Genomic DNA, 26,329 nt, shown 5'->3' on the forward strand with positions numbered 1-26,329 from the left:
CTGGCCGATGACTATTTTCTCATGCTGCAGGAAGGCCGACACCAGGTGAACCGGTTTACCATCCGTTCCGGAGGAGCCACGCAGCGTCTTGCCGTCAACAGCCACCGCCCGGTCCTGTGATTGGGACCGCAGCCACTGGCCGATGATGTCATCAACTTCATCGCCATCCACCCTTTTAAGCGTCAGGCGCAGGGTCTTTTCGCTGGGAGGGACGAATTTTTCCAGTCTCTCGTTGTACCGGCATCCCAGGCGTTTGAGCATTTCCTGGTTCAGACTGGCCGCCCATTCACCGATGGCGATAAAACACTTCGCTCCGGAAAGGAGGGCACAGATGGCCACCGCCAGGATGGAAATCTGGGAGTGCCGGATACCACGCTTTTTTCGGGAGTCTTTCAGCAATGCCAGGTAATCCAGCAAACCACCCTTGCTCTCAATGGAAACCGTGTTCAGATCGACCATCGCCCGTTCCCCTCCCGTTAGTTCTGGAGGAAGAAACGGGGCGGATAGAATTGTGGCAGCCTTTTTGAGCAGCGGTTTGACCAGGACGGTTTTTGTCTGTCCGTGGTAGTAATAAATGCCGCCTGTACGACCATAACCGGTGGTCATACCCAAGGGAACCCAGCCGGCAGCCCGGTAGCAGGCACCTTTAAAGCGGCTGTGATCCACGAATGTTTCCACCATGAGGATCGGGTGTCCATAGACGGTTTCCCAGTCGGCGGACAGCCGCTTGATATTCAGCGCCAGCGCCCTTGATGCCAGGTTCTTGATGGAGACACCCGGTAGGATGAGAAAACGCTGATTGTTGGTAATGTACTGCAGCCGTTCGTACTTCCGCTCCTCCGACCAGTTGATCCACCGGTCCCGGGGGCTGCATTTCAAGGCTGCGGCGCCCCAGCCGATCAGCGCCACCCACCGGCCATCGAGCAGGGCCACGTATTTTAGGCTCCTGCCTGACAGGCAGTGAAAGCCCAAGTAGTGGTGCTTGGCCATCAGGGTGTTCCAGTCATTCTCCTCTCCGGGAGTGATGGGCCGTACGATCAGGTCTTTGAGGTTAGTGCCCCGGTTGATGATATTGTCTGGCTCTGCTCCGTTTCTGTCCATAAGATTATTTTACATCAACGGGAGAGATTTGATCATACCCATCCTGAAAATTAGGCGGCTTTTGGATAGTTTCTGACTTTGCCGTAACCCTGGCATAAACCTTTTTCAACTAGAAAAAAACCGGATCAAAAGTCCGGTTTTTTGTATTTGGGGGCGTATTAGTATTACAAATAAACTAAACTCAAACTCTTTAGCGGGATTATTACAACATTTGGTGAAGAATGCTTTTTAAAATACTAATAAATGAATCCATTTCTTGATCGGATCCGATAGATACCCTTAGAAAGTTATCGATTCTTGGCTCTTTAAAGTAACGGACAAGCACGCCGTTTTCTCTTAACTTTTGGAACAGCTCACCAGCAGGGATGAGCGGGTGTGTGACAAAGATGAAATTTGCCTTGGAAGGAAGGACCTTAAAGCCTATTTCCCCCATTGTATTGGACACCCTTTCCCGGGTCATGATTATTCTCCGCCTGACCTCTTGAAAATAAGCGTCATCTTTGATTGCCGCGTTCGCTCCCGCCAGGGCTAACCGGTCAAGGGTGTAGGAGTTTATGGAATTTTTGATGCGGTCGATCCCTTCGATTAATTCTTTTTGGCCCAGGGCGTATCCCACCCGCAGCCCGGCCAAAGAGCGCGACTTGGAGAGAGTTTTGATAACCAGGAGGTTGGGGTAGTCCCCGATTAGCTTTACCGCGGAAATGCCGCCGAAGTCTATATAAGCCTCGTCGACGATTACCACCTGGTCAGGATTATGCTCCAGGATGCCAGTGATGTCTTCAAGCGGCAAGAACATGCCGGTAGGCGCGTTGGGGTTGGCAATTACCACGCCGCCGTTCTTTTTATAAAACAGTTCCGGGCGGATTGAGAAATCGTCCTCTAGAGGTATCTTCTCGCAGTTAATTTTAAAGAGGGAAGTGTAAACCTTATAAAAACTGTAGGTAATGTCAGGCATTAGTATGGGCAGGCCGTTGGGATTGAAAAAGGCCAGAAAAGAGAATGCTAGTAATTCGTCCGATCCGTTGCCGACATGTACCTGTTCTTTTTTTAGATCGTAATATTCTGCTATGGCCAACCGGAGATCTTCACAGGTCGGGTCCGGGTACAGCCTCAGGCTGTCGTTGAGAACCTTCTCGATAGCTTTTACCACCTGCGGGGAAGGAGGATAAGGGTTTTCATTGGTATTCAGCTTTATGTATTTTTCATTCTTTGGTTGTTCCCCTGGTATATACGGGCTTATAACTCTGTTGATGTCACTCCAAAACCTGCTCATCAGAATAACCTCCCAAAAGTGTTAACGATAGAATAGCGGTTCAAACCCCTAATTTTAGAGTCTACTCCCTTATTCTCTTGTTTACATAGAATTAAAGATATTTTTGACCACAGTAAATTCCTCCACTTTAACCTGTTGCCACGACCTGTCCGGCAAGCCTTGACTCGCCGTGGAATAGTTGAATACAGGGGACACGGGCGAAGGTGATGGTAGACGGTATCATTAATTGTATCGCCAGTCCCCTCCAACACATTTTACCACGGCGGTCAAGGCCGGGCCGCTGTGCGGTTGCCGGCCAGGTCTTAGCCAGGTGGCAGGCCGAACTCCCAAATAAGGGGGGGAACAAGCTCGGGCTCCGGCATCCGGTATCTTAAAAGGATTATAACGAACGCTAAACCTTTACAATGAAGGGCTTAAGTTGGCCCGCAGCCAGCCGCTGCCGGAACTCACAAGGCGCAAAATCATACAGACTGCCGTGGATACGCCGTTCATTATAAAACCGGATGTATTCGTCAACTAACTTATAGGCTTCCTGGTAGGATACGAATTCGTGCCGGCTTAAGCATTCCGCTTCCAACAAGGCGTGGAAAGACTCAATGTGAGCATTTTTATTCGGTGTTTTCGGGGGAATCCGCTCATGCTCAACGCTGAATTTCTCACAAGCCTCCTCAAACGCATGGCTGTCCAATGGTAAATGCTAGATAGTATTATAAACCCAGTAAAAATAAGGCTTTCTTAACCCATCTATTCAAAGTGGTCATTGGTTCCGGCGCACCTATATGGATACTGGGTTATTTATTTTTCCATGCAAAAAGAGCCGTCAAAAGGCTCTTTTTAAACACTCATATTTTATATTCATTTCTTTATTTGTAGGCATTTACACCAAGTCTTTCTCTTAAAGCTTCCTGCAGGGTGTGTGAAAAATTAATTTGTTTTTCTTCAGCCAGGTCATTAAGCCACTTGGGGATAGTAAGGGTTTTTTTGACTGCCCTGTTCTCGATTGCATCCCTGATTAAAGGCATCCATACTTCAACCAGGACAATAACTTGGTTAGGTTCCAATTTTATCTTTTCTATATGTGTTGGCTCGGGGATATAATCTTTATCTTTTTCCATACTGTAGAGATGCAAGCCAAGCGCTTCTTTTGCGTTTTTAACAGCTTCTTCCGTAGTATGAGCACAGGGAAGGCAGCCCGGCAGGTCGGGAAACTCAATAGATATGCCATCATCAGCATAATCAAAGATTGCCGGATATATATACCTGTCTTGAAGCATTTTTATCTCCTTTCCCGCAGGAATTACTCTAGGTTAATTCCTGCCTGCTTAAATATACTTTTAACAGTTTTTATAGGGATATCTTTCATTGGGTGGGTTACTTTTAGATGGGTGCTTAAAGTGGTGGTGGTCACCAACCGTTTCAACGTGATACCACCCATCTCTTGTTATGGTTCTTATGATTTCTCTAGATGAGTAGCTTTTCATTACGGTACCCTCCCCTTGACAGCATTATAACGCGTATGATAATACGTGTCAACGGGGAGTGTAAAAAACATTTACTTCTTCAGATTCAAATATAAATTACTTATATACGAACTTGTGTATTGCTTCCCCATGCGGAGAATTAAAGGCTATCTTCGTTACTTTGCCTTCGACTACCTCTACATAGTTAATAACGTCCTGCAGGAAGTCCTGGACAACTTGCTTGTCCAGGGCCGGAAGAGTGTCGCGTATATTGCCAGCGTTATAAAGGTTATGCAGCAAAAGAAAGCGGGAGACAACATCCAGGTCCATAGACGTTTTACGCGTGCTATCTGCAGGTAGCACGGAGATGTCACTGTCTACTTTGGCCAGGCGTTGTTGGAATTCGGATTTCTTCACAAGGTATTCTGCTTTTGTTATACCGGTATTACCTTCGGGAAAATAATAAGCATCGTCTAAACGGAAGAGCGCAGTTTCGATCTTTTGCTTTTGCTTTTTAAGGGATTTTAATTTATCATCAGCGATTTCAGTCGGCTGTGTTGCGGCGATTTCGTTCATTCCGCCTAAAATACTGATCAAACCGGGATCCGAATAAGGCAAGTCAATATATTCTATTTCGGGCCGGTTGAATGATACAAGCAATTGTTTTTGAATATCTTTCCCGGAGCCGGCAGATCGGGCAGCTTTAACATACGCACATAAATATTCAAGTATGAACGGCTCCAGGTAAAGACCGCTTAGCGACTTATTACGGCACTGCATATTCCGGACATATGTACCGCACCGGTAATAAGAAGGGTGGTAAATTTTTTTGTGGGGCTTGGATTGCCTGGAAGCTAAGTATGTCTTGCCACAGTACCCGCAACGGATTATTCCTGATAGTATATGTATGTGTTTTGCGTGCCGCTTCAGGTCACGGCTGCCCTTGTAATTTGCATCTAATAGTTTTTGTACACGTTCCCATTGCTCCCTTGATATTATAGCTGGCAAAGCGTTTTCCACAGTAATAACTTCATCCTCCGGTTTTAGGTTGCCGCGTCCTGATTGACGGTAATTCCACCTGTAAACACCGATATATATAGGGTTGCGAAGTATATCGATAACACCTTTGGATCCCCATGCCCCGCCTCGTTTAGTACTCTTGAAGTTTTCCTGCAGCCATTGCGCTACAGCTTGGGCTGACAGTAATTCTTCATATATATCGTAGATTTGCTGGACCAATTCCGCTTCATCTGAGTTAACCGCAACAGTTTTATTTTCCTGATCCCAATCAAACCCAAGGGCTACCGGCGCGCCATTCCAGAGGGCTTTTTCCGCTCTGGACAGCATGATACCATATACCCGTTCCTGGCGTACACGCGACATCATTTCTTGGTACTTGGGACGGTCTCTTAGCCGAATAGCCGGCATCCTCAAAAATCTCATATTCTGTTATGTTTAAAGCATACTGGCAGTAATTTTCAAGCTCCTGGCGTTGGAACGGCAGGGATTCACGGTCTATTTGGTGGTGAGTAGATACCCTTACATAAATTGTTACCTTGGGTTTTCTTTTAGAGGGAGGAATATATTTTATATTGCTTTTGGGGAGCCTTATTACTTTGTGTCTGAGGGCTAAATTTTTTCTTTCTTTGGAGTTGTTGTTCCATTTATAAATTCCTCCCTTAAAAATTTGTTTATTTTAATTTTTAATTGTTTTTCTGCTTCATTCGTTGTATATATTTCTCCCCACTTGTATTCAGTAAGTTCTGCAAGTTCATCAGCTATAAGAAAGAGCAGGTTGTATTTATCTGCATGTTTTTCTTGTAAATGGAACATTATTTCAAGCAGGTAAAAAATATTATTGTGAAAATCATAATTACTTAATTTCTTTAGTATCTCCGCTTTTTCTGGTGTGCCATTTATTAACATATCATCGATAAGATTTTTACCTATATTTTCAGCTATTTCATCTACATATTGAATGTCTGCTAGTTTTTTTTTGTGATTCTTCCATCTCCTTCCAGCGTTTTTGGATTAATTCTTCAGGTTCAATATTGAAATTGTCGATCAATAATTCTACTGCATTAATTTGAGGATTTAGTGTTTCTACGATTGCTAAAGCAGTTTTAAATTCGATTGTTTGAATTTTACCTAGAAGAATAGAACTTATATAGTTTGCTGATTTGTTTACCCGTTTACTCAGTTCTCTTGTGGATATGCCGGTTTTACCCATATAGAATTTTATGTACGATACAAAGCTATCTGGTATATTCTGTTTCAATTGACACCACCTCCTTCTATGAGTATAATATGTAATGTGACAGTTCTTGTAACTATTGATTTTACTGAATTCTTATTTTTATAAATAACCCTCAAGTTGATAAATCTTATTTACAACAAAAAGGCTTGTAAGATTTCAATCTTATCATTGAAACCCTACAAGCCTTGATATTACTGGCTATTTTAATTTGTATTTTGGAGGAATTGAACTTAGTGAACCTGAATCTTGCGCGTCTGCCAATTCCGCCACTGCCGCAAATATTTGGTTTTGACCTCCAAACCGCATAGATTAATATAGCACAATGAAACACACCTGTCAATAATCAGGGGGATGGAAAAAGGAAACAGAAATGATTCAACACCGACCGGGGAATAAATATTTAAAAATGAAAGAGGAATTGTTGAAAATGAAAAAGGAGATCAAGAATAAAGAGGATTTAAAATCATGTGCTCAACCTGAAACAAATAAAACAGGCTACCAGGAAGTTTGGGACACAGGCCGGGTTTCTGCCAAAAAGAAGAAAGGGAAGGTTACAGGCATTAACAGGCCTAGTGTCTGAAGATTTCTTTTGTTGATGTGTTTGAAAATATGTCGTTGAAAATGTTTTTGTAAAAAAATCTTTATTGGTAACGCCTGGGTTATAAAAATATTATATCATAACCATGAAGGGTATTTATTTATGAATGTCGAACTTTCACCCTGTGATAAGGGGGTGAATTTTTTTATAGTCAAACAATCGTAGAAAGGAGATTTTTGTTTGAAAAAAAACGTTTTTATTGCTGTTGCCGGTGCGGTTATCGCAGTGATGGCACTGGCGCTGGTTAAACTGGGCAACCCGCCAAACATGGGATTTTGCATCGCTTGTTTTTTGCGCGATATTACCGGTGGTCTGGGTCTGCACCGGGTAAATACCTTGCAGTACATCCGCCCGGAAATTATTGGGCTGGTGCTGGGAGCTTTTGCAACTTCTTTATTTACAAGGGAGTATAGATCTCTGGGAGGTTCCAATTCATTCACCAGATTCATTCTGGCATTTTTTGTAATGATCGGCATGATGGTTTTTCTTGGCTGCCCGCTGCGTATGGTTTTGAGGATCGCGGGGGGAGACCTTAACGCGATAGTTGCATTGGTTGGACTTGTGGCGGGAGTTTTATTAGGAGTTGCCTTTTTGCGCAAAGGATTTTCACTCGGCAGGGCCATACCGCAGAACAGAACCAACGGTTATATTTTTCCACTGCTTTTTGTAGCTATGCTAGTTCTTCTTTTAGCCAGGCCGGCTTATATATTCTTCAGCGAGCAAGGTCCAGGTTCCATGCACGCACCCATTATCGCAGCACTGGTTGCGGGTCTAATTATGGGTATATTGGCGCAGCGCACCCGTTTTTGCTTTGTCGGCGGAATACGCGATTCTATTCTGTTTGGAGAATTTTACCTTCTTTACGGCTTCCTTACCCTTTTAGTAGTAGCTTTAATTGGCAACCTGGTGTTGGGCAGCTTTAACCTGGGCTTTGTCAACCAGCCGATTGCGCATAACGATGGCGTATGGAACTTCCTGGGCATGGCCCTGGGCGGTTTTGGCTCAGTCCTACTGGGAGGGTGTCCTCTAAGGCAGTTGGTTTCTGCTTCCGAGGGAAACACTGATTCGGCTTTAACAGTTCTGGGACTTATTGCCGGGGCGGCATTTGCCCATAACTTTGGTTTGGCCGCAAGTACGAAGGGCGTTGCCGTTAATGGTCAGATCGCTGTAATTATTGGCTTTGCCATAATTCTTTTGATAGCGTTTTTAAACACTAAAGGAATACCGGTAAGGCAGGGGGTGTCCGCAGGTGGAAGTAAGGGATGCTAGGGGGCTTTTATGTCCCGAGCCGGTTTTAATTGCTAAAAGAGAAATAGAACAGCTGGGCCGGGGCGCCTTTCAGGTTATTGTTGATACGGTCGCTGCCAGAGATAATATAACCAGGCTGGCTAAAAGCAAAAAGTGGGAGATAACAGTGGAGCCCAGCGGCGATGAGTTTTTATTAACCTTAAAGAAAGCATAGCTTCACATGAGGAGTGATTGCAACCTGGAAAATATATTCGAAGACTTGAGAGCTGGATTTTCCAGCTTATTTTTTAACGGCAGTAAATAATCCTGGCTAAAACAATAAAGGCAAGAACCTCACTGCCGGAAGCCTTGCCTTTTTTAACTCTGGTGGGCCATCAGGGACTCGAACCCGGAACCTGACGATTAAGAGTCGCCTGCTCTACCAATTGAGCTAATGGCCCAATGGTGACCCCACCGGGATTCGAACCCGGGTTACCGCCGTGAAAGGGCGGTGTCTTAGACCGCTTGACCATGGGGCCTGGTCGGGATGGAGGGATTTGAACCCCCGGCCTCTTGCTCCCAAGGCAAGCGCGCTAGCCAAACTGCGCTACATCCCGTAAATCATGCAGATAAAATTATAACTTAAGCTGGAAAGCCCGTCAAGATTAAATTTATGACTATTAAGAAAGCCAAAAAAAAGTCCAGCTTGCGCTGGACGGGGAGAGATAGAACTCACCAAAGCGGAGTATTCCTATTATGTGCAGGATGGAAAAATAGTATACTAAATATTTTTAATATTTTTTCGGACAGTAAGTTTAGAAACCACATTTGCCTATATAAGCGATCAGGTCCACAATCCTGTTGGAGTAACCCCATTCGTTGTCGTACCAGGCCACTACTTTGGCCATACTGCCTTCAACAACCATGGTGGAAAGACTGTCGACAATGGAGGAATGCGGGTTGCCGTTAAAGTCCTTTGAGACCAGGGGCAGCTCACAATACTCGAGTATCCCTTTCAGATAGCCGGATGCCGCTGTCTTGAGCGCGGCGTTTATGTCTTCCGCGTGGACAGGCTTGGCCAGTTCCGCAACAAGGTCCACCACGGAGACATTGGGAGTGGGTACCCGCATGGAAAGACCGTTAAGTTTGCCTTTCAATTCTGGGATAACCAGGGCTACAGCCTTGGCTGCCCCCGTCGTCGTCGGTATGATCGACATGGCTGCGGCCCGCGCCCGCCTAAGGTCCTTATGTGGCAGGTCCAATATCTGCTGGTCGTTGGTATAGGAGTGGACGGTTGTCATTAGGCCGCGCACAATACCAAACTCACTGTGCAGCACTTTCACGACCGGCGCCAGCCCGTTGGTGGTACAGGACGCGTTGGAAATGATCTGGTGCGCCGCCGGGTCATACTTGTCTTCATTAACACCCATGACAATTGTAATATCCTCGTTTTTGGCCGGCGCGCTTATAATCACTTTGCGGGCGCCGCCGGTCAGGTGCTTGGCGGCGCCGGCACGGTCTGTGAAGCGCCCGCTGGACTCTATCACTACCTCGACCCCAAATTCTCCCCAGGGAATCGCTGCAGGGTCAGGTATGGCGAAAGCCTTGATGTACCTGCCATTTACTTTTAGTTCTCTTTCCTCATTAGCATAAATATCCGCCTGCAGTATACCGTGCACTGAGTCATATTTGAGCAAATGGGCCAGGGTACAGGCGTTGGTAAGGTCGTTCACGGCGACGACCTCCAAATCCTCCCGCTGCATAGCTGCCCGGAAAACGTTGCGTCCAATCCGGCCGAAACCGTTGATTCCCACCTTTAATGCCATTTTGGCCAGACCTCCTAATAAAAGTTGGTTTATCTAGAAAAGGTTTAATCATAGCCTGCCCACAGCAATTGGTATATACTCATTAAGATCATTGCCGGCCGGATTAATTTGGGGACATAGCTCGTCCTCAGAGACAGACTACAAATAGAGATGTGTCCCCATTCCTTTGAGCGCATCAGAAATAATATAATGCATTGTATTACTTTGCTTTTCGGTTTTTCCCCAAAGTTACTGAACAGTATAGCTTATAAATGAAAAAAGATTTTTTAATTACTGCAAAAATCACCTTTTTGACATACTGTCTGGGCTTGGTCACCCGGAATGGGCAAAATTAGCTAGTGAAAAGATTATTTTGGAGGTTGAACGGTATTGTAAATTATTAAATATGTTGTATACTGAATCCATAATGCTGAACATTTTATTATAGAGGGGGACAATTCAAATTGCATCCGTTTATACAACCAGTCCAAGCTGCAAGCTTGATGACTAACCCGTCAATACAACAGCTTAGGGAATGGGCCCGCCCTGAAGAAAAAACCACACAGTACGGCAGCGCCAGTTTTATTTCCAAGGTGAGAAACAGAAGCGCCAAGAACACCTTCATCCTGGCCGGGGATTATCTTGGCGTAGACCAAAACGGCATACCCCTTGCCAAGGAAAAGGAAGTTGCCGCAAAAGTACATGAATACTTAAAAAGTAAAGAAGTGATCAGCCTGGAACGACAGCTTGGCAATCACCCCAACTTCAGATATAACTGCAGATTGTACATAACCAAAGAATATGCCCGCATCCCCTTTATGTGGTACAATATGCTGTTTGATCCGGCAGAATATAAAGAAGAGCCTGATCTAACCAGCATCTATGTTCCCGAATGGCCGGAGCGGCTTATTTTTGTCCACCCGGAAGCGGGCATTACCTATATACTCGGGACAGACTATTTCGGTGAGGTTAAAAAATCTTTCTTGAGAATGGCCCTCTATATGTGGAAAAAACGCTGCGGGATAGGTTTCCATGCCGGCAGCAAGGTTTTGCGGGTACGCACGGCGCAAGGCGAGCTTAAGGATGTAGGCTTTATCATGTTCGGCCTCAGCGGTACGGGCAAATCAACTCTAACCATTCACGACCACGGCCTGCAGGGTGAGGAAAAGGTTATCATCAGGCAGGATGACATGGTCATGATGGACAACAAAGGATACTGCTACGGTACTGAAAACGGTTTCTATATTAAAACCGAGGGACTGGACCAATCACAAAAAGTCCTTTATGATGCTGCCACTTCTCGTAACGCCATTCTTGAAAACGTTAAAGTAACTGATGACGGCACAGTGCTTTTTGATAATAATGAGCTCACTTCAAACGGCAGGTGTGTAATCCTGCGCAGTGAAGTAGCAAAAACAGATGACAGGGTAGACCTGGATAAAGCCAACAGGATCATCTTTATTACCAGAAGGGACGATATTATCCCGGCTGTGGCAAAATTAAGCGCCGAGCAGGCCGCCGCCTACTTTATGCTGGGTGAATCTATTGAGACATCAGCGGGAGACCCGACCCACGCCGGCGAGTCGAAGCGGGAGGTCGGCACCAATCCTTTTATTATAGGCAGAGAGTATTACGAAGGAAACAAACTGCTGGAAGTGCTGAGGGACAACCCGGATATGGAGTGCTACCTGTTAAACACCGGCAGTGTCGGCATTGAGGGGAATAAGCCGGGGAAAAAGATTTCCATAAAAATATCCACCACGATTATGAAACACCTGGCCAAGGGAACAATTAAATGGACCCGTGATCCGGACTGGGGCTACGAGGTGCCGGTAGAAGTGCCTGAAATTGATATTTCCGAATATAATCCAGTTAGCTATTTCAGCGCGGCAGATTACCAGGAACGTGTGGCTAAGCTGCGCCGGGAAAGGCTGCAATGGCTGGCTAAATACGAAGGCCTGAAAGAAGAGATTATCCAGGCTATCAAGTAGAGCATTTTACCAAAGCCCTGTTCTGGGTGAACAGGGCTGTTTTTTTTGGACGCGGCAGGAACAGGAGCGTTGCAAGTTGAATTAATTTGTTGAAAAGGAGGGGATTTAAGTGGGAAACAAAAAATGTTTATTTTTTGTACTGGCTCTGATATTAATCCTTCTAACCGGCTGTAATGCTAAAAAAGAGGAAAAAATGAAAATAGGCCTGTTGCCCATATCTGATGCGCTGCCGTTCTATGTTGCGGCGGAGAAAGGATATTTTAAGGCTGAAGGCGTTAATGTCGAGCTGATCAGGTTTGAAAGCGCGGTTGAAAGGGACAGCGCTATAGGTGCAGGTGAAATTGACGGAGCCGTGGGTGATATTTTGGCGGTGGCCGCCCTTTACAACAGCGGCGCCCCGGCCAAGATAGTATCAATAAGTCTTGGGGAAACCGGCAAGGAGGGCAGGTTCGCCATTTTGTCCTCGCCGGGCTCCGGCATTGCCAGGCCGGAGCAGTTGAAGAACGTGCCGGTGGCTATCTCAACCAACTCTATTATTGAATACATGACTGACAACCTGCTGCTGGGGCAAGGCCTGCAGCAGGGAGAAATTATAAAGGAAGCCATACCAAAAATTCCGGTGCGTTTCAATCTCCTGCTGGAAGACAAGATTAAAGCCGCCTGCCTGCCTGATCCCATGGCGGCTATGGCCGAAAGCAAAGGGGCCAGGCTGGTTATTGACGACACAGCAACAAACCTGTCCCAAACGGTAATATATTTCCGCACAGGGTATATCGACAGCAACAGCCAGTCCATTACCAAGTGCCTCAAAGCCTACGCCAGGGCCGCCAGGGAGATCAATGAAAACCCGTCGGCCTACGTTGACTTGCTGGTGGAAAAAGCCGGAGTACCGAGGGAAGCGTTAACCGTATTCACAATGGATCATTACCCTGTACCTCAAATGCCTACCAAAGAACAGGTGGATAAAGTTGTGGAATGGATGTTTGAGAAGAATCTTATCAAGAAACAATTCAGCTATGGGGAGCTGACCAGGTCGGACCTTATACCTGCCAAATAAAATGTTAAAAATAGAGGATCTTGAAGTAACCTACAAAAACAAAATTTCCTTTCTGGCCCTGCAGGGAGTGAGTTTCACACTTGAAGAGGGACACACCTGCGCTATTATCGGGCCTTCCGGCTGCGGTAAAAGCACGCTTTTATACGTGCTCGCGGGATTATTGGAACACAGCGGCGGGCAGGTGCTGATTAACGGTGAAACGGTGCGCCCCAAAAGAAGAGAGACTGCCTTAATTCTTCAGGATTACGGCCTTTTGCCCTGGAAAACGGCGCAGGAGAATACTTCCCTGGGCCTGGAAATTAGGGGTGTTCCCAGTGAAGAAAAACGTGCCCTTGTGGAAGAGGCTATGCAGGAACTTGGTATCTGGGAGTTCAGGGATAACTACCCGGCGCAACTGAGCGGCGGGCAGCGCCAGCGGGTTGCTATTGCCCGCTCACTTACTTTAAAGCCGGACTTGTTTCTCATGGATGAACCATTCTCTTCTCTCGACGCGTTAACAAGGGAGGGTCTCCAGAACACTCTGCTTGAGTTCTGGCAGAAAAGGCGGGCGTCCATGGTGCTGGTAACCCATAATATTGAAGAGGCTGTATTTCTGGGGCAGAGGATATTGATCTTCTCCGGCAGCCCGGGCAGGATCCTGCACGTTATCGAGAATAAAGAGATGGGGGAACAAGGTTACCGCAATCAACAGCTATTCTACCAGCGTTGTTCCAGAGTGCGCGAGGTAATTGAGAAGGGAGTATAAATAATGCCGCTGAGCAAGTTTAAAAAAACATTATCAGATTACTCTATTGCGGTGTTGATTCTCCTGGTGCTCTGGGAAGCAGCATCCATGTGGCTGAATAAGTCTTATCTTCCCGGCCCTTATCTTTCCTTCCTGACCTTCGGGCAAGAACTTGGCAGAAAACTTGGTCCTCATCTCCTGGTCAGCACCGGCAGGGTTGTAATCAGCCTGGTTACTGCCCTGATACCGGCGGTACTACTGGGGATGGTCCTGGGAAGGGTTGAGAAATACGACCGCATAGCCGCGCCGCTCATATATTTAACCTACCCTGTGCCAAAAATTATTTTTCTGCCCCTGGTGGTTACATTAATGGGTTTGGGCAACCTCTCCAAAATATTTTTAATCTGGATCATAGTATTCTTTCAGATTCTTGTTACAGCCAGGGATGCGGCACGCCAGGTCAACAAAAGCATGGTCGACTCGGTTCTTTCACTGGGAGCCGGTGAAATGCAAATATACAGGCATGTGATCTTTCCTTCCTGTCTGCCTAAAATACTTACCGCGCTGCGCATCAGCCTGGGCACAGCTATTGCTGTACTGTTTTTCTCTGAGACAGTCGCCAACCTGGGCGGATACGGGGGTATAGGCTACTATGTAATGGAAGCCTGGGCCAGGCTGGAATGGAACGTAATGTTCGCAGGAATTATTGCGATGGGTATTATGGGCTTCGTGCTGTACCTGTTTTTAGACTGGCTGGAGAAAAAAATCTGCCCGTGGGAATTCCTGTGAGAGAAGGGAGGACGGTCCTTTGCGCTGTGGTTTGCTGTTTGATTTTGACGATACCCTGGTGGAAACAACAGTATATTTCAACCAGGCCAAACAACGTTTTGCGCAGATCATGTCTTCTCTGGGCTTTCCGGCCGCGGAAGCCCTGGCCACACTCAACAGTTTTGATATCAGGAATGTAAAGCAGGCGGGAGGCTTTTTAAAAGAATGCTTTCCGCGCGCACTGGGAGAAACATACGAATACTACTGCCAGGCGCACGGAAAAAAAATCAGCCTGACTCTCAAAAAAGAGATTGAAGAACTTGGCTGGCAGGTTTTCAGCCAGCCGGTTGAGCCGGTTGAAAACGCGGCAGATGTACTGGAAAAACTCTCCGGCAGGTTCCCGCTCTATCTTACCACCAGGGGAGATCCGGAACTGCAGATGGACCGTATCAAGCAAAGCGGGCTGTCGTGCTGGTTCAGCAAAATATATGTCCTGGCCGAAAAGAATGAAAATGCCTATCGCAGGATTGCTTTTGAACAAAAAATTTCACCACCCGTTTCCTGGGTGGTTGGCAACAGCATGAAATCAGATATAAATCCAGCCCTCAGGGCTGGCTTCAAAAGTATTTATATCCATCATCCACATACCTGGGACTACGAGGATGAAGCGCCGCTTGGCGGGCACGTCAGCGTTGAGAGCGTCAAGGACATTTTGGGTGTGTTGGAGCAGGGTGATCAACTAGTGGACAAACTTCCTGCTCTGCCATAAAATAATAGTAAGCCGCACAGGGGAGTTTTATTAAGTGACAACGTTCAGGAACGGCAAGATTGTGAAATGCGACCAAAAAGTTAATATTACAGCCACCTTCGGGTCAGATTTGGTGCTCGAAGGTTTTACTTCTGTCCCGAACATTTTGCTGAAAGTATACAGGCGGATAGGTATTTCTGATTTTCAGGCAATGGTTTTAATCCATTTGATCAGGCTCAGAGTAGAAGAAAGGAATTATTACCCGGCGCCGGAAATAATTGCGCAGTACATGGACGCCGAAGCGGCTCTTGTGCAGAATACACTTGAAGAACTGCAGGGAAAAGAAATAATTGCTGTCAGCGAGTATTACGACAATGAAAACAATGTGGTTTTTGACGGCTATGACTTTGAGCCGCTGTTTTTAAAAGTCTCAGATGTCTGGGCCGCTATCCGGGCCAAAGAGATTGAAGACTCCGAGAAGAATATCAAGGCTGCCGGTTTAGCTGACGGAATCAAAAGTTTTAAATACAGTGACAGCATATCTGAGCTAATCATAACTTTTGAAAAAGAGTTCGGCAGGCCGCTGTCTCCCATCGAAGTTGAACAGATTGAAAAGTGGGCCGGCGAATCCAGTGCTGCGCTTGTGGTGGAAGCCCTGAGGAGGGCGGTTTTGGGCGGTAAGCACAACTTCAAGTATATCAACAGTATCCTGCTTGAATGGAAGAAGAATAACCTGAAAACTCTGGAGGAAGTCTCGGAATATGATCAGGACTTCCAGAAACGGCGCGCGCGCAGCCTTCGTAAAGTCAACGAAACTGCAAACGCCGGCACAAAGGCAAATAAAAATGACTCCAAAGAAAAAGCGTTTATCAGGTCACTGTACATAAAGGGTTAAAATCAGCTGAAAGGCAGGTAGTTGTTTTGACCTGCAGTATTTGCGGGGATCGCGGCATTGTGGTAAAAGATGACGTGGCCTATCCCTGCGGGTGTGTGAAACAGAATTTTATTAACAACCTGCTTAAGGTATCGTGTATTCCCCGAAATTTTTCCAACTGCACCCTGGATAACTTTGTTTTCAAGTATTATGCCAGGGATTTTTTTGATCCTGAAACGGGGCTGTCCTGCTTTGAGCTGGCCAAACACGCCCATAAGGCGGCCAGGGATTTTATAGACAGATTTTTGCAGGACGACAGGACAGACGGGCTGTTGTTTTCAGGCAAAGTAGGCAGCGGCAAAACTTTTCTGGCCTGCTGTATCGCCAATGCCTTGCTGAAAAAGGAAAAAACACTGTTATTTACAGTGGTGCCGGACCTGCTTGACCAGCTAAAAGCCACTTACGATTACGGCAGGGGAGCCGGAGAGATTACCGAGTCGGACCTGCTGGAGCGGGCCAGGCAGGTTCCCCTGCTCATCCTTGACGATTTGGGCGCCCACAATTATACCGAGTGGACAAGGAACAAAATCTACTCGATTATCAACTATAGGTTGAATCAGCGCCTGCCTGTTATTGTTACAACCAATATAAAGCTGGATGATATTAAAGAATACCTGGGAGAAAGGACAACATCCCGCCTGCTCGAGATGTGCAGCCCATACAGGCTCATGGTCGATATCGATATCAGGGCGGTCCGCAGGAAAGAAAAGGACTCCCGCTGAGCGGCAATAAAAATTAATTAAATGTAGGTTCGATTTCAATCGAACAAGACGCATTAGTGCCTAACTAGCTTGAGACCCTGGGGACATACCTCATCAACTAAGGAATACCTGAAACAGAATGTGTCCGCTCATCCAATTTCGCAACCTCAGCTATGCTAAGTTTACTGACGACGCTCCGCAATGGAGCAGCTTGTTTTAATACCACGGACTTAGTGTTATCTATATTTATCGACAGTCTGGCCACTTTAACTAAAGTGGTATTTTTTTTCTTAAAATGAGAATAATTATATGCGATGGTTATAAATGTATGCATACTAAACGTTTTAGCTGTACAAAATACCATCTTGAATCGGGAAAGGAGGATAAAATGAGTAAATATGTTCTAAAGTTGATCTTTAAACTGGCTGCGTTTACTATTATTTCTCTAGTGTATGCAAGTGCCTGCGCGCCGGTTGGATCGTGCTCCCAGGGCTTAGATACTCAGCTTATAAGCTCCGATTCAAAAGTTATTAACTATACTGTCAGGGAAGGGGACACCCTGTCCGGTATCGCCAGCGAGTACCAAGTCGCGCTGGATGAGCTTATGAGAGTAAACAAACTGGCTAACAGCCTGATTTTCCCGGGAGCAACACTGGCGCTGCCTGAAAAAAACTCTGCAGAAGGAAGTATGTCCCGCGGGAATATCCCCAGGGAGGAGTTAATGCTGCTGGCCAGGCTAATCCATGCTGAAGCAAGGGGTGAAAGTTTTGAGGGGCAGGTGGCGGTCGGTGCCGTAATCTTAAACAGGCTGGCCAACCCTCATTTTCCAAAAACAATTACTGAGGTTGTTTTTCAGAAAAACAACCGTGTCTACCAGTTTTCACCGGTAGGCGACGGTTCGATAAACCTTGAACCTGATGAAATAGCAATTGAAGCTGCCCTGCAGGCACTGTCCGGCAAAGACCCGACCAAAGGCGCCCTGTTTTTCTATAACCCGGAAATAAGCAGGGACCAGTGGATAAAATCCTTGCCGGTGGTTACAAGGATAGGAAACCACGTATTTGCCACCAGCCTGTAAAAATGGACGTGGGAAATGGGATATGAGACGTGAGACAAGGGGATGGTTCTCTTGTCTCACTCTATATCAGACAGGAGATTATAACACCATGGACGACTCTGGCTACAAACTGAAGGCGGCCTAGACGGTCGCCTCGATTGTTTCTTCTGCGAAACTCAATCCTTTAACCTGTACGTTGACCATCTTGACCTGGAGGCCAGTCATCTCCTCGACAGCCTGTTTTACTTTGTACTGAATTTCTGCGGCTACTACATGCAGAGGATAGCCGAAGGTGAGTGTGGGTGCTATGTCAATAATCACAATGCCTTCCTGTTCAACGGTGACATTAATTTTTCCGGAGTGGCTAACCCCCTTTACCAGCGCGGCGGCGTGACCGGCGATGGCGCCAAGGGCGCTGTTGGAAATCGACAGCTTGCCGTGATAAGTAAATGTCGGGCGGACCACTGACTGTTCAAGCCAGTCTTTTTTGCCCGCGACACCTTTCTTGCGTAAAAAAACCTGCAGCGGGTCGACCAGTGTACCCGGAAAACTCCTTTTTACTTCAAGAGTAGGAGCCGGTATCACGTGTTTGCTGAACTGAGACCGGAGAAAGCGGGCCTTCCGGATTTCCTTTTCACTGGCCACATCTTCAATGTTGAGTACTTTTGTCAGAGCAGGCAGGCCCAGCCTGGCCGTGATCTTGCGGGCCATTTCCTCTGAAGTTCCTAAAATTAAAACCCTGTGGGGATCCAGGTTTACAAGCGCTTCTTTAATTTCCTGAACCTGCTTTTCGTCCATAAAAAGAGCAGATTTAATTGCGCCAATCCTGGTAGGCTGGCGTTTGGCGGAAGTTCCCGCCAGGATGCGGTTGCCCTGGATCAGCAAACCGTCATCTATGATCACTTGAGCCTCAAGCTGGTGGGCAATGTTGGTGGCGCGGTGGCTTTTGCCGGTGCCGCTGGGTCCAACCAGAGCAAATGTTTCCAAAAAAGACACCTACTTTTTTGTGTGGCTATTCTTTATCATAACATATTCACGGGCGCCCGAATAGTCAAGCGGCATAGGGACCGAAATAGAGGAGATAATAATACCAATAATTACTTAAACCATACGCGGAGAGGCGTTAAATGAGCCATCCCAAAAAAGTTCTGACAATACTGTTTCTTTCCCTGGCAGTTTTATGCACAGGGTGTTCTGCAAATCCACAGCTGAATCTTGAAATACCCGTGTCATCAAAAATATTGGATGTCAATGGTGATCTGATCACCGTCATCAGTGAGGAAAACCGCATACCAGTGCCGCTGGAGAGTGTTTCCCCATATTTGCAGAAGGCAATAATAGCCATTGAAGATGCCAGGTTTTACTCACACCACGGGATTGATCCCATAGGAATAGGCAGGGCGGTCTACCATAACATCAAAGCCGGCGCTGTTGTGGAAGGAGGCAGCACTATTACCCAGCAGCTGGCCAAAAACTTGTATCTCGATCCCCGCCGCACCCTCGGGAGAAAACTTGAAGAACTGGCTATAACAATTCAACTGGAGAGAAAATATACAAAAAATGAAATACTGAGCATGTATTTAAACCAGATTTACTTTGGTCAGGGGGCCTACGGTATTGAAGCTGCCGCCAAAACCTATTTCAACAAAAGCGCCCGTGACCTTGACCTGGCTGAAAGCGCAATGCTGGCGGGGGTCCCCAGAGCACCAAGTGTTTACAACCCTTCAACGGATTTCAAGGCAGCCAAGTCCAGGCAGGCCGCGGTACTGGACAGGATGGTTGAGTTGGGCATGCTCCAGGAGGAACAAGCGGCAAAGGCTAAAAACGAGTACCTTCAGCCGGCGAAAACGAGTGTAACATTTAAGAAAGCGCCTTATTTTACAGGTGAAATTATCAACTACTTTAAACAAAACTACCCGGATGGACTAGAACTATTATATTCAGGTGGACTAACAATATATACCACATTAGACATTAATATGCAAGACGCGGCAGAAAAAGTTCTTAAAGAGAGTTTAGCCGGCAGCGATCCCCAGCTTAACGGGGCGTTGGTGGCCATAGAACCAAAAACAGGACAGGTCAGGGCTATGGTTGGCGGAAAAGACTACAATGCGTCACAGTTCAACCGTGCTTTAGCCAGGGTGCAGCCCGGCTCAACTTTCAAGGCCTTTGTATACACCGCGGCCATTGAGCACGGGTATACGCCGGCGTCTATGTTAAGCTGCGAACCGGTAAGCTACCCTCTGACAGGAGGAGAGGTGTACCAGCCAAAGGATTTTCAGGGCGGCTATCACAACCGGCAGTTTACTTTAAAGGAGGCGCTTTACACTTCAGATAACGTGGTTGCGGTCAGGTTGAATGAAAGGGTAGGCCCGTCACTGGCTGCGGCTTATGCCAGGCGGATGGGCATCGATTCGGAAATAAAGCCAGTCCTTTCACTCCCGCTCGGCACGTCTGAGGTTACACCGCTGGAATTGGCCAGTGCATATGGCTGCCTGGCCAACAGCGGAATAAAGTCAAAACCCTATTTTATAACCAAGGTGACAGACAATTACGGGAGGGTCCTTGATGCACAGCGCCCTGAACTGGAACAGGCTGTAGATGAAAAGACAGCATATATCATGACTGATATGTTGTCAGGCGTTATAAAACAAGGCGGGACAGCGTCAAATATAGCCGGTATGATCCAAAGACCTGCAGCGGGCAAGACAGGGACTACTGAGAACTATAAGGACGCCTGGTTCGTCGGGTACACTCCTGATCTTGCGGCAGCCGTATATATAGGTTTTGACGATAAGAACAAAAGCACCGGCCGTACCGGTTCTCAGATAGCCGCGCCGGCCTGGGCCTCGTTTATTAAAGAGGCACTAAAAGATGTGCCGCCCAGGGACTACCCGGTCCCGGCGGGCGTGGTCAGGACGAAAATTTGCCTGGATGACGGGCTGCTGGCGGGTGGTTTAAACACAAAGGCAGTCGAAGCGGCGTTTGTGCAGGGAACTGAGCCGACCCAGTTATGTTCCGGGGCGGGCTCAGGCATTATTATAGATAAAAGCGAGGTGCCGGCTCAGAGGCTGCCCGGACAGAGGAAATACTTCTTTGACAGAGACAGAATACTGCCGGATCTGAAGCGCCTGATGCCAAAAAGGAAGGGCGTACACTAATCGAAAAAATTCTTTCTGCGGAAGTACAGGTATGTTACTATGGCCAGCGGGAATAAAGGCGGAGTCATGAAAAGCGCCCAGGCCAGCGATTCGGAAAGGGGCCTGCCGAGTTTGCGGGTGTTGAAAAAAACCCAGATGGTGGCACTGATTGAAATAATAAGATATAGAATAAGAATTATATTAGATACTGTACTGGACAGAATTCTTCCCCCTTTACATTAATTTGCTTGTAAGCTCCAGCTCATTATGTTTTACGTTTTAGCGGTATTTTTGCACCTTGGCGGGTGAACCATAAGCTACAGAAAAAGGGGGGATGTCGCCGGTTACAACGCTGTTGGCGCCTATTACAGCGCCATCGCCGATGGTAACCCCTTTAAGCAGGGCGCACCCCCGCCCGACCCACACGTCGCCGCCGATATGCACCGGGGCGGGATTAAGCCCCTGGTCCCTTATTGGTATCCCGTTTCTTTTGATCACATGGTCAGCGTCTATAACACTGACATATTCCGCCAGCATGGTATTGTCACCAATTGTAACACTCAGGTCGCTGGCCAGGATGCTGCCTCTCCCGATGAACACTCTGTTGCCGATAGTCAATTTGCCGCTTTTGGTTACCACAAAAGAAACACCGGCGGATATATAGCATTCATCACCAATTATAACCTTATTAGACAGAGGTACGTCAACATATCCTTCGAATGTGGTGTCTCGTCCCACCGAATTGAGCAGGCGTTTCATCAGGAATGTGTAATAGCTGGATTTTAGAGAACGTGATAAGCAGTAAATCCACCTGATCATTATAACACCCGGCAAAAAAATTTATATTCTTTTTCTTCGAGCTTTTTCTATTAAACCCTGCAATTTTGAATTACACTTTTTGTACTTGACATTTAATGATGACTATGACAAAATTATTTTTGTCATTGGAGAGGATCCACAAACGGGATGTAGCTCAGTTTGGTAGAGCGCACGGTTCGGGACCGTGAGGTCGCACGTTCAAGTCGTGTCATCCCGACCAGTTATAAAATTAAACCTGCAAAACATGTAGTATGTTATGCGGGTTAATTTTTTTCCTGCCGGCTTTGCTTTCGGAGCTGCGGTTTACGTGTTATAATAAGCTTGTTTGGGTATTAAAAAAATAGAAAATTTTGTGAGGGATAGCTTGTGAATCTTTTAATCATGGGGCCTCCGGGCGCGGGCAAAGGAACCCAGGCGGAAGAACTGGTTAAGAAACTGCAGATCCCGCATATATCCACCGGTGATATGTTCCGCACCGCCATTAGTGAAGGAACGGAAATGGGCAGAAAAGCCAAGGAGTACATGGATAAGGGAGAGCTTGTGCCCGATTCCGTGGTTGTGGGAATGGTAAAGGAAAGGCTTTCCCGGCCTGACTGCGACAATGGTTTCCTGCTTGACGGATTTCCACGCAATGTGGTACAGGCTGAAGCATTGGATGAAAAGCTTAAGGGTATGGGAAGGCTGCTTGATGGCGTTATCAATATAATAGTGCCGCGTGAGAAAATAATTGAGCGGCTTACCGGAAGGCGTGTCTGCCGTTCCTGCGGTTCCAGTTACCATATGGTTTTCAAAAAGCCCCGGGTTGATGAAGTTTGCGATAACTGCGGCGGAGAAATCTATCAGCGCAGTGATGACAACGAAACCGCGGTAAATAACCGCCTGTATGTATATGAGGCCAGTACCCAGCCGCTTATAAATTACTACGCCAAGAAGAATCTTTTGAAGAATATTAATGGAGACCAGGAAATTAAAAAGGTGATGGATGACATTATGAATAGTTTGGGTAAATAATCACCAAATATTGTCCACATCAATTAATGTTTTCCTGTATAAGAAAATTGTTTGTGTAATGGGGTGGCTTAAAAAAGCCCCCCTTATTTATGCTTAGTATAACAAATGCTTTATTGACTAGTATAATCTCAATAAGTTAAGATTATTTATACAACTTTAGCTGTATTATATCCGGAGGTGCGTGTTTTGGATAAGAGGGAACTGGTTGTTATCGGAGGAGGCCCTGCCGGCCTTACAGCGGGAATTTATGCCTCAAGAGCCGATGTTGACACCTTGCTGCTTGAGCGGGGGGTCCCGGGCGGGCTGGTGATAAGCACACATTTTATTGAGAACTATCCAGGCTTTAGTGAAGGAATAGGCGGGCCGGAATTGATGACCCAGATGGAAAAGCAGGCGCGCCGCTTTGGCCTTGAGATAAGGTCTGCTAATGTTGACAGTCTTAGTATTAATAAAAATGGTATCTTGCTAAAAACTGACGCCGGAGAAATCGCTGCAGGCGCGGTGATTTTGGCCACCGGCGCTAATCCGCAGCTGTTGGGGGTAAAGGGAGAAAAGGAATTTACCGGCCTTGGTGTATCATACTGCGCCACCTGTGACGGCGCTTTTTTCCGGGACAGGACAGTTGCTGTGGTTGGCGGCGGAGACGCGGCGGTTGAAGAAGCCATGTTTTTGACCAGGTTTGTCAAAAAAGTCCTGCTTATCCACAGGCGGGGTGAGTTAAGGGCAACCAAGATTGTCCAGAAAAGAGCTTTTGATAATCCTAAGATTGAATTTCTCTGGCATAGTGTGGTTGATGAAATATATGGCAACATCATTGTTGAGGGGATTAAAGTCAGAGATGTGCGCAGTAACGAAATAAAGGATATAAATGTTGACGGTGTATTTTTATATGTTGGCAACAGGCCTAATTCCCAGTTAGTTAAAGATATGATAACGCTTGATGACAAGGGATATATTATCACTGACGAAAACATGCTTACTTCTCAGGCCGGCATTTATGCGGCTGGTGATGTGCGCAGCAAACTGCTGAGGCAGGTGGTAACAGCTGTTGGGGATGGCGCCATTGCAGCTGTTGCCGCGGAAAAATACCTGACCGAGCGCAAGGCCTTATAGTTATCCAAAATTTAATATTCAGACTCCCTGTCAGAGCCATAAACGTGTTAATATTATTAAAATAATGTTTTTCTTATGAAACAAGCAATAAACTTAAAGGAAATTAATATTTTACGAAGAAGTAATATTTAAAAAAGATTTACTTTTCTGACCTTTTGTTTCTTTTTAAATGGTTGGGAAAGGCTCTGCTCTTATTTTATGGCATGGGGGGTGTACTTTTGGCAGATTTACCACAAGGTTTTTGGTCCGGGGAACAGCGGTCACTGGCCAGAGTTATTTCGCTGGTAGAAAATGAAATGCCTGAAAAGGATGAGATTCTTCGAAAGTTATATCAACATACCGGGCGAAGCTATATACTGGGATTTACCGGATCGCCGGGCGCCGGAAAAAGTTCATTGGTTGACAGCATTATTCGTGAGATTAGGAGAAGAAAACAAACCGTGGGTGTTATTGCAGTTGACCCTTCTAGTCCCTTCACCGGAGGGGCTTTTCTGGGGGACCGTATCCGCATGAACGAACATGCCCTGGATGACGGGGTGTTTGTACGCAGCATGGCTACCAGAGGCAGTCTGGGCGGGTTGGCCAAGACCACCAAGGAAGTAGTCAAGGTAATGGACGCTTTCGGTATGGACTGGATTATTATAGAAACAGTCGGTGTAGGCCAATCGGAGCTCGACATCATGTATATCGCCGACTCCACCATAGTGGTCCTGACACCTGGAGCAGGTGACAGTATCCAGTCAATGAAAGCAGGCATAATGGAAATAGCTGACGTGTTCGCTATCAACAAATGCGACATGCCAGGCGCTGACACGCTGGCACTCGAAGTGAATTTAATGCTGGATATGCAGGATGACCATATAAAATGGCGCCCGCCGGTTTTAAAAACCGCGACGATCAACAGGGGTGAAGGTATAGAAGAACTGCTGGGGGCCATAGAAACGCACCGCGATTATCTGAAAGAAAAAGGTTTCTTTGAGGCCAGGCGCAAGGAGAGGACAAAGAACGAGACTCTGGATATAGTAAATTATCAGTGGCAGCGGCTGGTGCGAAAGCAGGTTGACAGCCCCGGACGGGTAAAAGATCTGCTGGATAAGGTTGCCTCTATGGAAGTTGATCCATATACGGCTTCATCTAAAATTATTGAATGGGTTATTGCAGATTTAAAATAATTCAAGTAAGCATGGGGGTCAGGCCTATAAAAAGGCCTGGCTCTATTTTGTTTTTTATTTTGGAAAAGAAGTGAAATATAACAGGATTTTGGTTATAATCTAATATGAAAATACAAACAGGGAGGAGTTGACAGAATGAAGATAACTTTTTTGGGACATGCCGGTTTTGTAATTGAAGGCAGTAAAAAGATTGTCATTGACCCCTTTTTGACGGGAAACCCGCTGGCTAAAACCAAGGCTAAAGATGTCAAGGCGGATCTGCTACTGGTCAGCCATGGTCATGGTGACCACTTCGGCGATACTTTAACCATCGCCAAACAGTCCGGAGCAACCGTGGCGTCGGTGTTTGAACTGGCCACTTTCTGCGCCAATAAAGGTGTCCAGGCGCACGGTCTGCACATCGGCGGCAGTTATACCTTTGACGGGGTAAAAATCAAACTGACACCAGCCTGGCATGGCTCCGGCTACGGCGCCGGAGACGGGCCGCTGGAATACCTGGGAACCCCCTGTGGCTTTATAATTAATTTGGATGGGAAAGTCATTTATCACTCTGGAGACACTGGTCTTTTTGGCGATATGGAACTGTTGGGCAGGCTCAATAAAATCGATTTGGCCATGCTGCCGATTGGCGACAATTTTACCATGGGCCCCGATGACGCTCTGGAGGCTGTTAAAATGCTTAAACCGAAAATGATGATTCCGATGCACTACAACACCTTCCCGCTGATAGAACAGGACGCCCAGAAGTTTAAATCCGAAGTGGAGGCAAACACCGGGAGCAAAGTTACTGTATTAGCCCCGGGTGAAAGCTTTGACTTTTAATATTTGTGAGGTGCTTACTTGAAAAAGGCAGTCATTGACACGGAAAAAGGGAAAATCGTAATCGAGTTGTTTGAAAAAGACGCTCCCAATACAGTTGCTAATTTTGAATCATTAATCAAAAAGGGATTTTACAACGGGCTTACTTTCCACAGGGTTATCCCCGGCTTTGTCATCCAGGGCGGATGTCCCCACGGCACCGGTACAGGCGGCCCGGGCTACAAAATCAAGTGTGAAATAAACCCGAACAAACACCTGCGCGGCTCGCTTTCTATGGCCCACGCCGGCAGGGACACCGGAGGCAGCCAGTTTTTTATCTGCCACGACGCCTTCCCGCACCTGGACGGTGTACATACCGTTTTTGGCAAAGTGATCGAAGGGATGGAAGTGGTGGACGCAATAAAGCAGGGCGATAAGATGAAGGAAGTTACCATATCAGACGAAGAATGAATAAAACATAAGAAACTTAAGTCCTGGCTTTCCGCCGGGGCTTTTTATTTTTCTGCGGCAGACTGAACAGATCTTACAGACAAAAAGGATTTGCCGGGTTTTTA

The 26,329-nt window shown here is 46.6% G+C and carries 27 protein-coding genes, 4 tRNA genes and 2 pseudogenes; 18 read left to right on the forward strand and 15 right to left on the reverse strand.

Annotated features, from left to right (window positions below; translation table 11 throughout):
- The 9 genes and pseudogenes from Pmgp_RS13810 to Pmgp_RS13850 form a co-directional block, all read right to left on the reverse strand.
- Positions 1-1,101: Druantia anti-phage system protein DruA (locus Pmgp_RS13810; protein WP_134214573.1), on the reverse strand; the 1,101-nt coding region annotated here is incomplete at its 3' end.
- Between the two features lie 202 nt (positions 1,102-1,303).
- The gene (hisC, locus tag Pmgp_RS13815; RefSeq protein WP_134214574.1) at positions 1,304-2,374 is read right to left on the reverse strand and encodes a histidinol-phosphate transaminase; all 1,071 of its coding nucleotides are present in this window, start codon (positions 2,372-2,374) and stop codon (positions 1,304-1,306) included.
- Between the two features lie 391 nt (positions 2,375-2,765).
- Positions 2,766-3,062 carry an integrase core domain-containing protein gene (locus Pmgp_RS13820; protein ID WP_134214575.1) on the reverse strand — a complete coding sequence of 99 codons (297 nt, stop codon included), beginning with the start codon at positions 3,060-3,062 and terminating at the stop codon, positions 2,766-2,768.
- Between the two features lie 175 nt (positions 3,063-3,237).
- Positions 3,238-3,648: a type II toxin-antitoxin system HicB family antitoxin gene (locus Pmgp_RS13825; protein ID WP_134214576.1), complete on the reverse strand. Its 411-nt coding sequence runs from the start codon at positions 3,646-3,648 to the stop codon at positions 3,238-3,240.
- A 23-nt stretch (positions 3,649-3,671) separates the two neighbouring features.
- Positions 3,672-3,855: pseudogene (locus Pmgp_RS13830) on the reverse strand (type II toxin-antitoxin system HicA family toxin).
- 96 nt (positions 3,856-3,951) lie between these two features.
- Entirely contained in the window at positions 3,952-5,262 is a 1,311-nt protein-coding gene (locus Pmgp_RS13835) for a recombinase family protein (protein ID WP_192902935.1), read from the reverse strand.
- Between the two features lie 37 nt (positions 5,263-5,299).
- Positions 5,300-5,521: pseudogene (locus Pmgp_RS20925) on the reverse strand (hypothetical protein); the annotation flags it as partial.
- Positions 5,464-5,760, reverse strand: a complete 297-nt coding sequence (locus tag Pmgp_RS13845) for a hypothetical protein (RefSeq protein ID WP_134214578.1) — start codon at positions 5,758-5,760, stop codon at positions 5,464-5,466. The gene Pmgp_RS13845 and the pseudogene Pmgp_RS20925, both read right to left, overlap by 58 nt.
- Positions 5,761-5,797: 37 nt before the next feature.
- A complete protein-coding gene (locus Pmgp_RS13850; protein WP_134214579.1) occupies positions 5,798-6,112 on the reverse strand; it encodes a hypothetical protein in 315 nt (104 codons plus the stop codon).
- Between the two features lie 406 nt (positions 6,113-6,518).
- On the opposite strand from Pmgp_RS13850, the gene Pmgp_RS19805 reads away from it, so the two are divergent.
- The 3 genes from Pmgp_RS19805 to Pmgp_RS13860 all read left to right on the forward strand — a co-directional run bounded on the left by Pmgp_RS19805 (position 6,519) and on the right by Pmgp_RS13860 (position 8,151).
- Complete coding sequence (locus tag Pmgp_RS19805; protein WP_192902936.1) at positions 6,519-6,671, forward strand: hypothetical protein; 153 nt, start codon at positions 6,519-6,521, stop codon at positions 6,669-6,671.
- Positions 6,672-6,869: 198 nt separating this feature from the next.
- Positions 6,870-7,958, forward strand: a complete 1,089-nt coding sequence (gene yedE / locus Pmgp_RS13855; RefSeq protein ID WP_205078037.1) for a YedE family putative selenium transporter — start codon at positions 6,870-6,872, stop codon at positions 7,956-7,958.
- The gene (locus tag Pmgp_RS13860; protein WP_134214580.1) at positions 7,939-8,151 is read left to right on the forward strand and encodes a sulfurtransferase TusA family protein; all 213 of its coding nucleotides are present in this window, start codon (positions 7,939-7,941) and stop codon (positions 8,149-8,151) included. The genes yedE and Pmgp_RS13860 overlap by 20 nt, the downstream gene beginning before the upstream one ends.
- Positions 8,152-8,301: 150 nt before the next feature.
- Here the strand turns inward: Pmgp_RS13860 and Pmgp_RS13865 are convergent.
- The 4 genes from Pmgp_RS13865 to gap all read right to left on the reverse strand — a co-directional run bounded on the left by Pmgp_RS13865 (position 8,302) and on the right by gap (position 9,742).
- Positions 8,302-8,377, reverse strand: a tRNA-Lys gene (locus Pmgp_RS13865).
- A gap of 2 nt (positions 8,378-8,379) precedes the next feature.
- A tRNA-Glu gene (locus Pmgp_RS13870) sits at positions 8,380-8,455 on the reverse strand.
- Positions 8,456-8,533: transfer RNA gene (locus Pmgp_RS13875), tRNA-Pro, on the reverse strand.
- 198 nt (positions 8,534-8,731) lie between these two features.
- On the reverse strand, positions 8,732-9,742 hold the full coding sequence (gene gap / locus Pmgp_RS13880) for a type I glyceraldehyde-3-phosphate dehydrogenase (RefSeq protein WP_134214581.1): 1,011 nt from the start codon (positions 9,740-9,742) through the stop codon (positions 8,732-8,734).
- Positions 9,743-10,185: 443 nt separating this feature from the next.
- Here gap and Pmgp_RS13885 point away from each other — a divergent pair, with 443 nt between their 5' ends.
- From Pmgp_RS13885 to Pmgp_RS13920, 8 genes are all read left to right on the forward strand, one after another.
- A complete protein-coding gene (locus Pmgp_RS13885; RefSeq protein ID WP_134214582.1) occupies positions 10,186-11,712 on the forward strand; it encodes a phosphoenolpyruvate carboxykinase (ATP) in 1,527 nt (508 codons plus the stop codon).
- 109 nt (positions 11,713-11,821) lie between these two features.
- Positions 11,822-12,769, forward strand: coding sequence for an ABC transporter substrate-binding protein (locus Pmgp_RS13890; protein WP_243119858.1), 948 nt, complete (start codon positions 11,822-11,824; stop codon positions 12,767-12,769).
- A gap of 1 nt (position 12,770) precedes the next feature.
- Positions 12,771-13,514 (forward strand): ABC transporter ATP-binding protein, encoded by a 744-nt coding sequence (locus Pmgp_RS13895; RefSeq protein ID WP_134214583.1) that lies wholly within the window; start codon positions 12,771-12,773, stop codon positions 13,512-13,514.
- Positions 13,515-13,517: 3 nt separating this feature from the next.
- A complete protein-coding gene (locus Pmgp_RS13900; protein WP_134214584.1) occupies positions 13,518-14,282 on the forward strand; it encodes an ABC transporter permease in 765 nt (254 codons plus the stop codon).
- Between the two features lie 19 nt (positions 14,283-14,301).
- Positions 14,302-15,030, forward strand: coding sequence for an HAD hydrolase-like protein (locus Pmgp_RS13905; RefSeq protein WP_134214585.1), 729 nt, complete (start codon positions 14,302-14,304; stop codon positions 15,028-15,030).
- A 34-nt stretch (positions 15,031-15,064) separates the two neighbouring features.
- Positions 15,065-15,904, forward strand: coding sequence for a DnaD domain-containing protein (locus Pmgp_RS13910; protein WP_134214586.1), 840 nt, complete (start codon positions 15,065-15,067; stop codon positions 15,902-15,904).
- 26 nt (positions 15,905-15,930) lie between these two features.
- Positions 15,931-16,665: an ATP-binding protein gene (locus Pmgp_RS13915; protein WP_134214587.1), complete on the forward strand. Its 735-nt coding sequence runs from the start codon at positions 15,931-15,933 to the stop codon at positions 16,663-16,665.
- A gap of 367 nt (positions 16,666-17,032) precedes the next feature.
- Positions 17,033-17,722 (forward strand): cell wall hydrolase, encoded by a 690-nt coding sequence (locus Pmgp_RS13920; protein ID WP_134214588.1) that lies wholly within the window; start codon positions 17,033-17,035, stop codon positions 17,720-17,722.
- Positions 17,723-17,842: 120 nt separating this feature from the next.
- Here Pmgp_RS13920 and Pmgp_RS13925 read toward each other — a convergent pair whose 3' ends face one another.
- A complete protein-coding gene (locus tag Pmgp_RS13925) occupies positions 17,843-18,688 on the reverse strand; it encodes an Asp23/Gls24 family envelope stress response protein (RefSeq protein ID WP_134214589.1) in 846 nt (281 codons plus the stop codon).
- 140 nt (positions 18,689-18,828) lie between these two features.
- Here Pmgp_RS13925 and Pmgp_RS13930 point away from each other — a divergent pair, with 140 nt between their 5' ends.
- Positions 18,829-20,862, forward strand: a complete 2,034-nt coding sequence (locus tag Pmgp_RS13930) for a transglycosylase domain-containing protein (protein WP_134214590.1) — start codon at positions 18,829-18,831, stop codon at positions 20,860-20,862.
- Positions 20,863-21,120: 258 nt separating this feature from the next.
- On the opposite strand, the gene Pmgp_RS13935 is transcribed toward Pmgp_RS13930, so the two are convergent.
- Positions 21,121-21,660: an acyltransferase gene (locus tag Pmgp_RS13935; RefSeq protein WP_134214591.1), complete on the reverse strand. Its 540-nt coding sequence runs from the start codon at positions 21,658-21,660 to the stop codon at positions 21,121-21,123.
- Between the two features lie 143 nt (positions 21,661-21,803).
- Here Pmgp_RS13935 and Pmgp_RS13940 point away from each other — a divergent pair.
- The 6 genes from Pmgp_RS13940 (at position 21,804) to Pmgp_RS13965 (ending at position 26,225) form a co-directional block, all read left to right on the forward strand.
- Positions 21,804-21,880, forward strand: a tRNA-Pro gene (locus tag Pmgp_RS13940).
- 146 nt (positions 21,881-22,026) lie between these two features.
- Complete coding sequence (locus tag Pmgp_RS13945; RefSeq protein ID WP_134214592.1) at positions 22,027-22,671, forward strand: adenylate kinase; 645 nt, start codon at positions 22,027-22,029, stop codon at positions 22,669-22,671.
- 186 nt (positions 22,672-22,857) lie between these two features.
- Positions 22,858-23,784 carry a thioredoxin-disulfide reductase gene (gene trxB, locus Pmgp_RS13950; protein ID WP_134214593.1) on the forward strand — a complete coding sequence of 309 codons (927 nt, stop codon included), beginning with the start codon at positions 22,858-22,860 and terminating at the stop codon, positions 23,782-23,784.
- 218 nt (positions 23,785-24,002) lie between these two features.
- Positions 24,003-24,956, forward strand: a complete 954-nt coding sequence (meaB, locus tag Pmgp_RS13955; protein ID WP_243119859.1) for a methylmalonyl Co-A mutase-associated GTPase MeaB — start codon at positions 24,003-24,005, stop codon at positions 24,954-24,956.
- 135 nt (positions 24,957-25,091) lie between these two features.
- Complete coding sequence (locus tag Pmgp_RS13960; protein WP_134214595.1) at positions 25,092-25,778, forward strand: metal-dependent hydrolase; 687 nt, start codon at positions 25,092-25,094, stop codon at positions 25,776-25,778.
- An 18-nt stretch (positions 25,779-25,796) separates the two neighbouring features.
- On the forward strand, positions 25,797-26,225 hold the full coding sequence (locus tag Pmgp_RS13965) for a peptidylprolyl isomerase (RefSeq protein ID WP_134214596.1): 429 nt from the start codon (positions 25,797-25,799) through the stop codon (positions 26,223-26,225).
- The last annotated feature ends 104 nt before the right edge of the window (positions 26,226-26,329 follow it).

Origin of the sequence: Pelotomaculum propionicicum, from assembly GCF_004369225.1 — a bacterium.
Lineage (GTDB): Bacteria > Bacillota > Desulfotomaculia > Desulfotomaculales > Pelotomaculaceae > Pelotomaculum_B > Pelotomaculum_B propionicicum.

Coding starts and splice junctions, on each gene's coding strand:
- hisC (WP_134214574.1), bottom strand. CDS start 2,374: ATGAGCAGGTTTTGGAGTGACATCAACAGAGTTATAAGCCCGTATATA.
- Pmgp_RS13825 (WP_134214576.1), bottom strand. CDS start 3,648: ATGCTTCAAGACAGGTATATATATCCGGCAATCTTTGATTATGCTGAT.
- Pmgp_RS13835 (WP_192902935.1), bottom strand. CDS start 5,262: ATGCCGGCTATTCGGCTAAGAGACCGTCCCAAGTACCAAGAAATGATG.
- Pmgp_RS13845 (WP_134214578.1), bottom strand. CDS start 5,760: ATGTTAATAAATGGCACACCAGAAAAAGCGGAGATACTAAAGAAATTA.
- Pmgp_RS19805 (WP_192902936.1), top strand. CDS start 6,519: ATGAAAAAGGAGATCAAGAATAAAGAGGATTTAAAATCATGTGCTCAA.
- gap (WP_134214581.1), bottom strand. CDS start 9,742: ATGGCATTAAAGGTGGGAATCAACGGTTTCGGCCGGATTGGACGCAAC.
- Pmgp_RS13895 (WP_134214583.1), top strand. CDS start 12,771: ATGTTAAAAATAGAGGATCTTGAAGTAACCTACAAAAACAAAATTTCC.
- Pmgp_RS13900 (WP_134214584.1), top strand. CDS start 13,518: ATGCCGCTGAGCAAGTTTAAAAAAACATTATCAGATTACTCTATTGCG.
- Pmgp_RS13920 (WP_134214588.1), top strand. CDS start 17,033: ATGAGTAAATATGTTCTAAAGTTGATCTTTAAACTGGCTGCGTTTACT.
- Pmgp_RS13930 (WP_134214590.1), top strand. CDS start 18,829: ATGAGCCATCCCAAAAAAGTTCTGACAATACTGTTTCTTTCCCTGGCA.
- Pmgp_RS13935 (WP_134214591.1), bottom strand. CDS start 21,660: ATGATCAGGTGGATTTACTGCTTATCACGTTCTCTAAAATCCAGCTAT.
- Pmgp_RS13960 (WP_134214595.1), top strand. CDS start 25,092: ATGAAGATAACTTTTTTGGGACATGCCGGTTTTGTAATTGAAGGCAGT.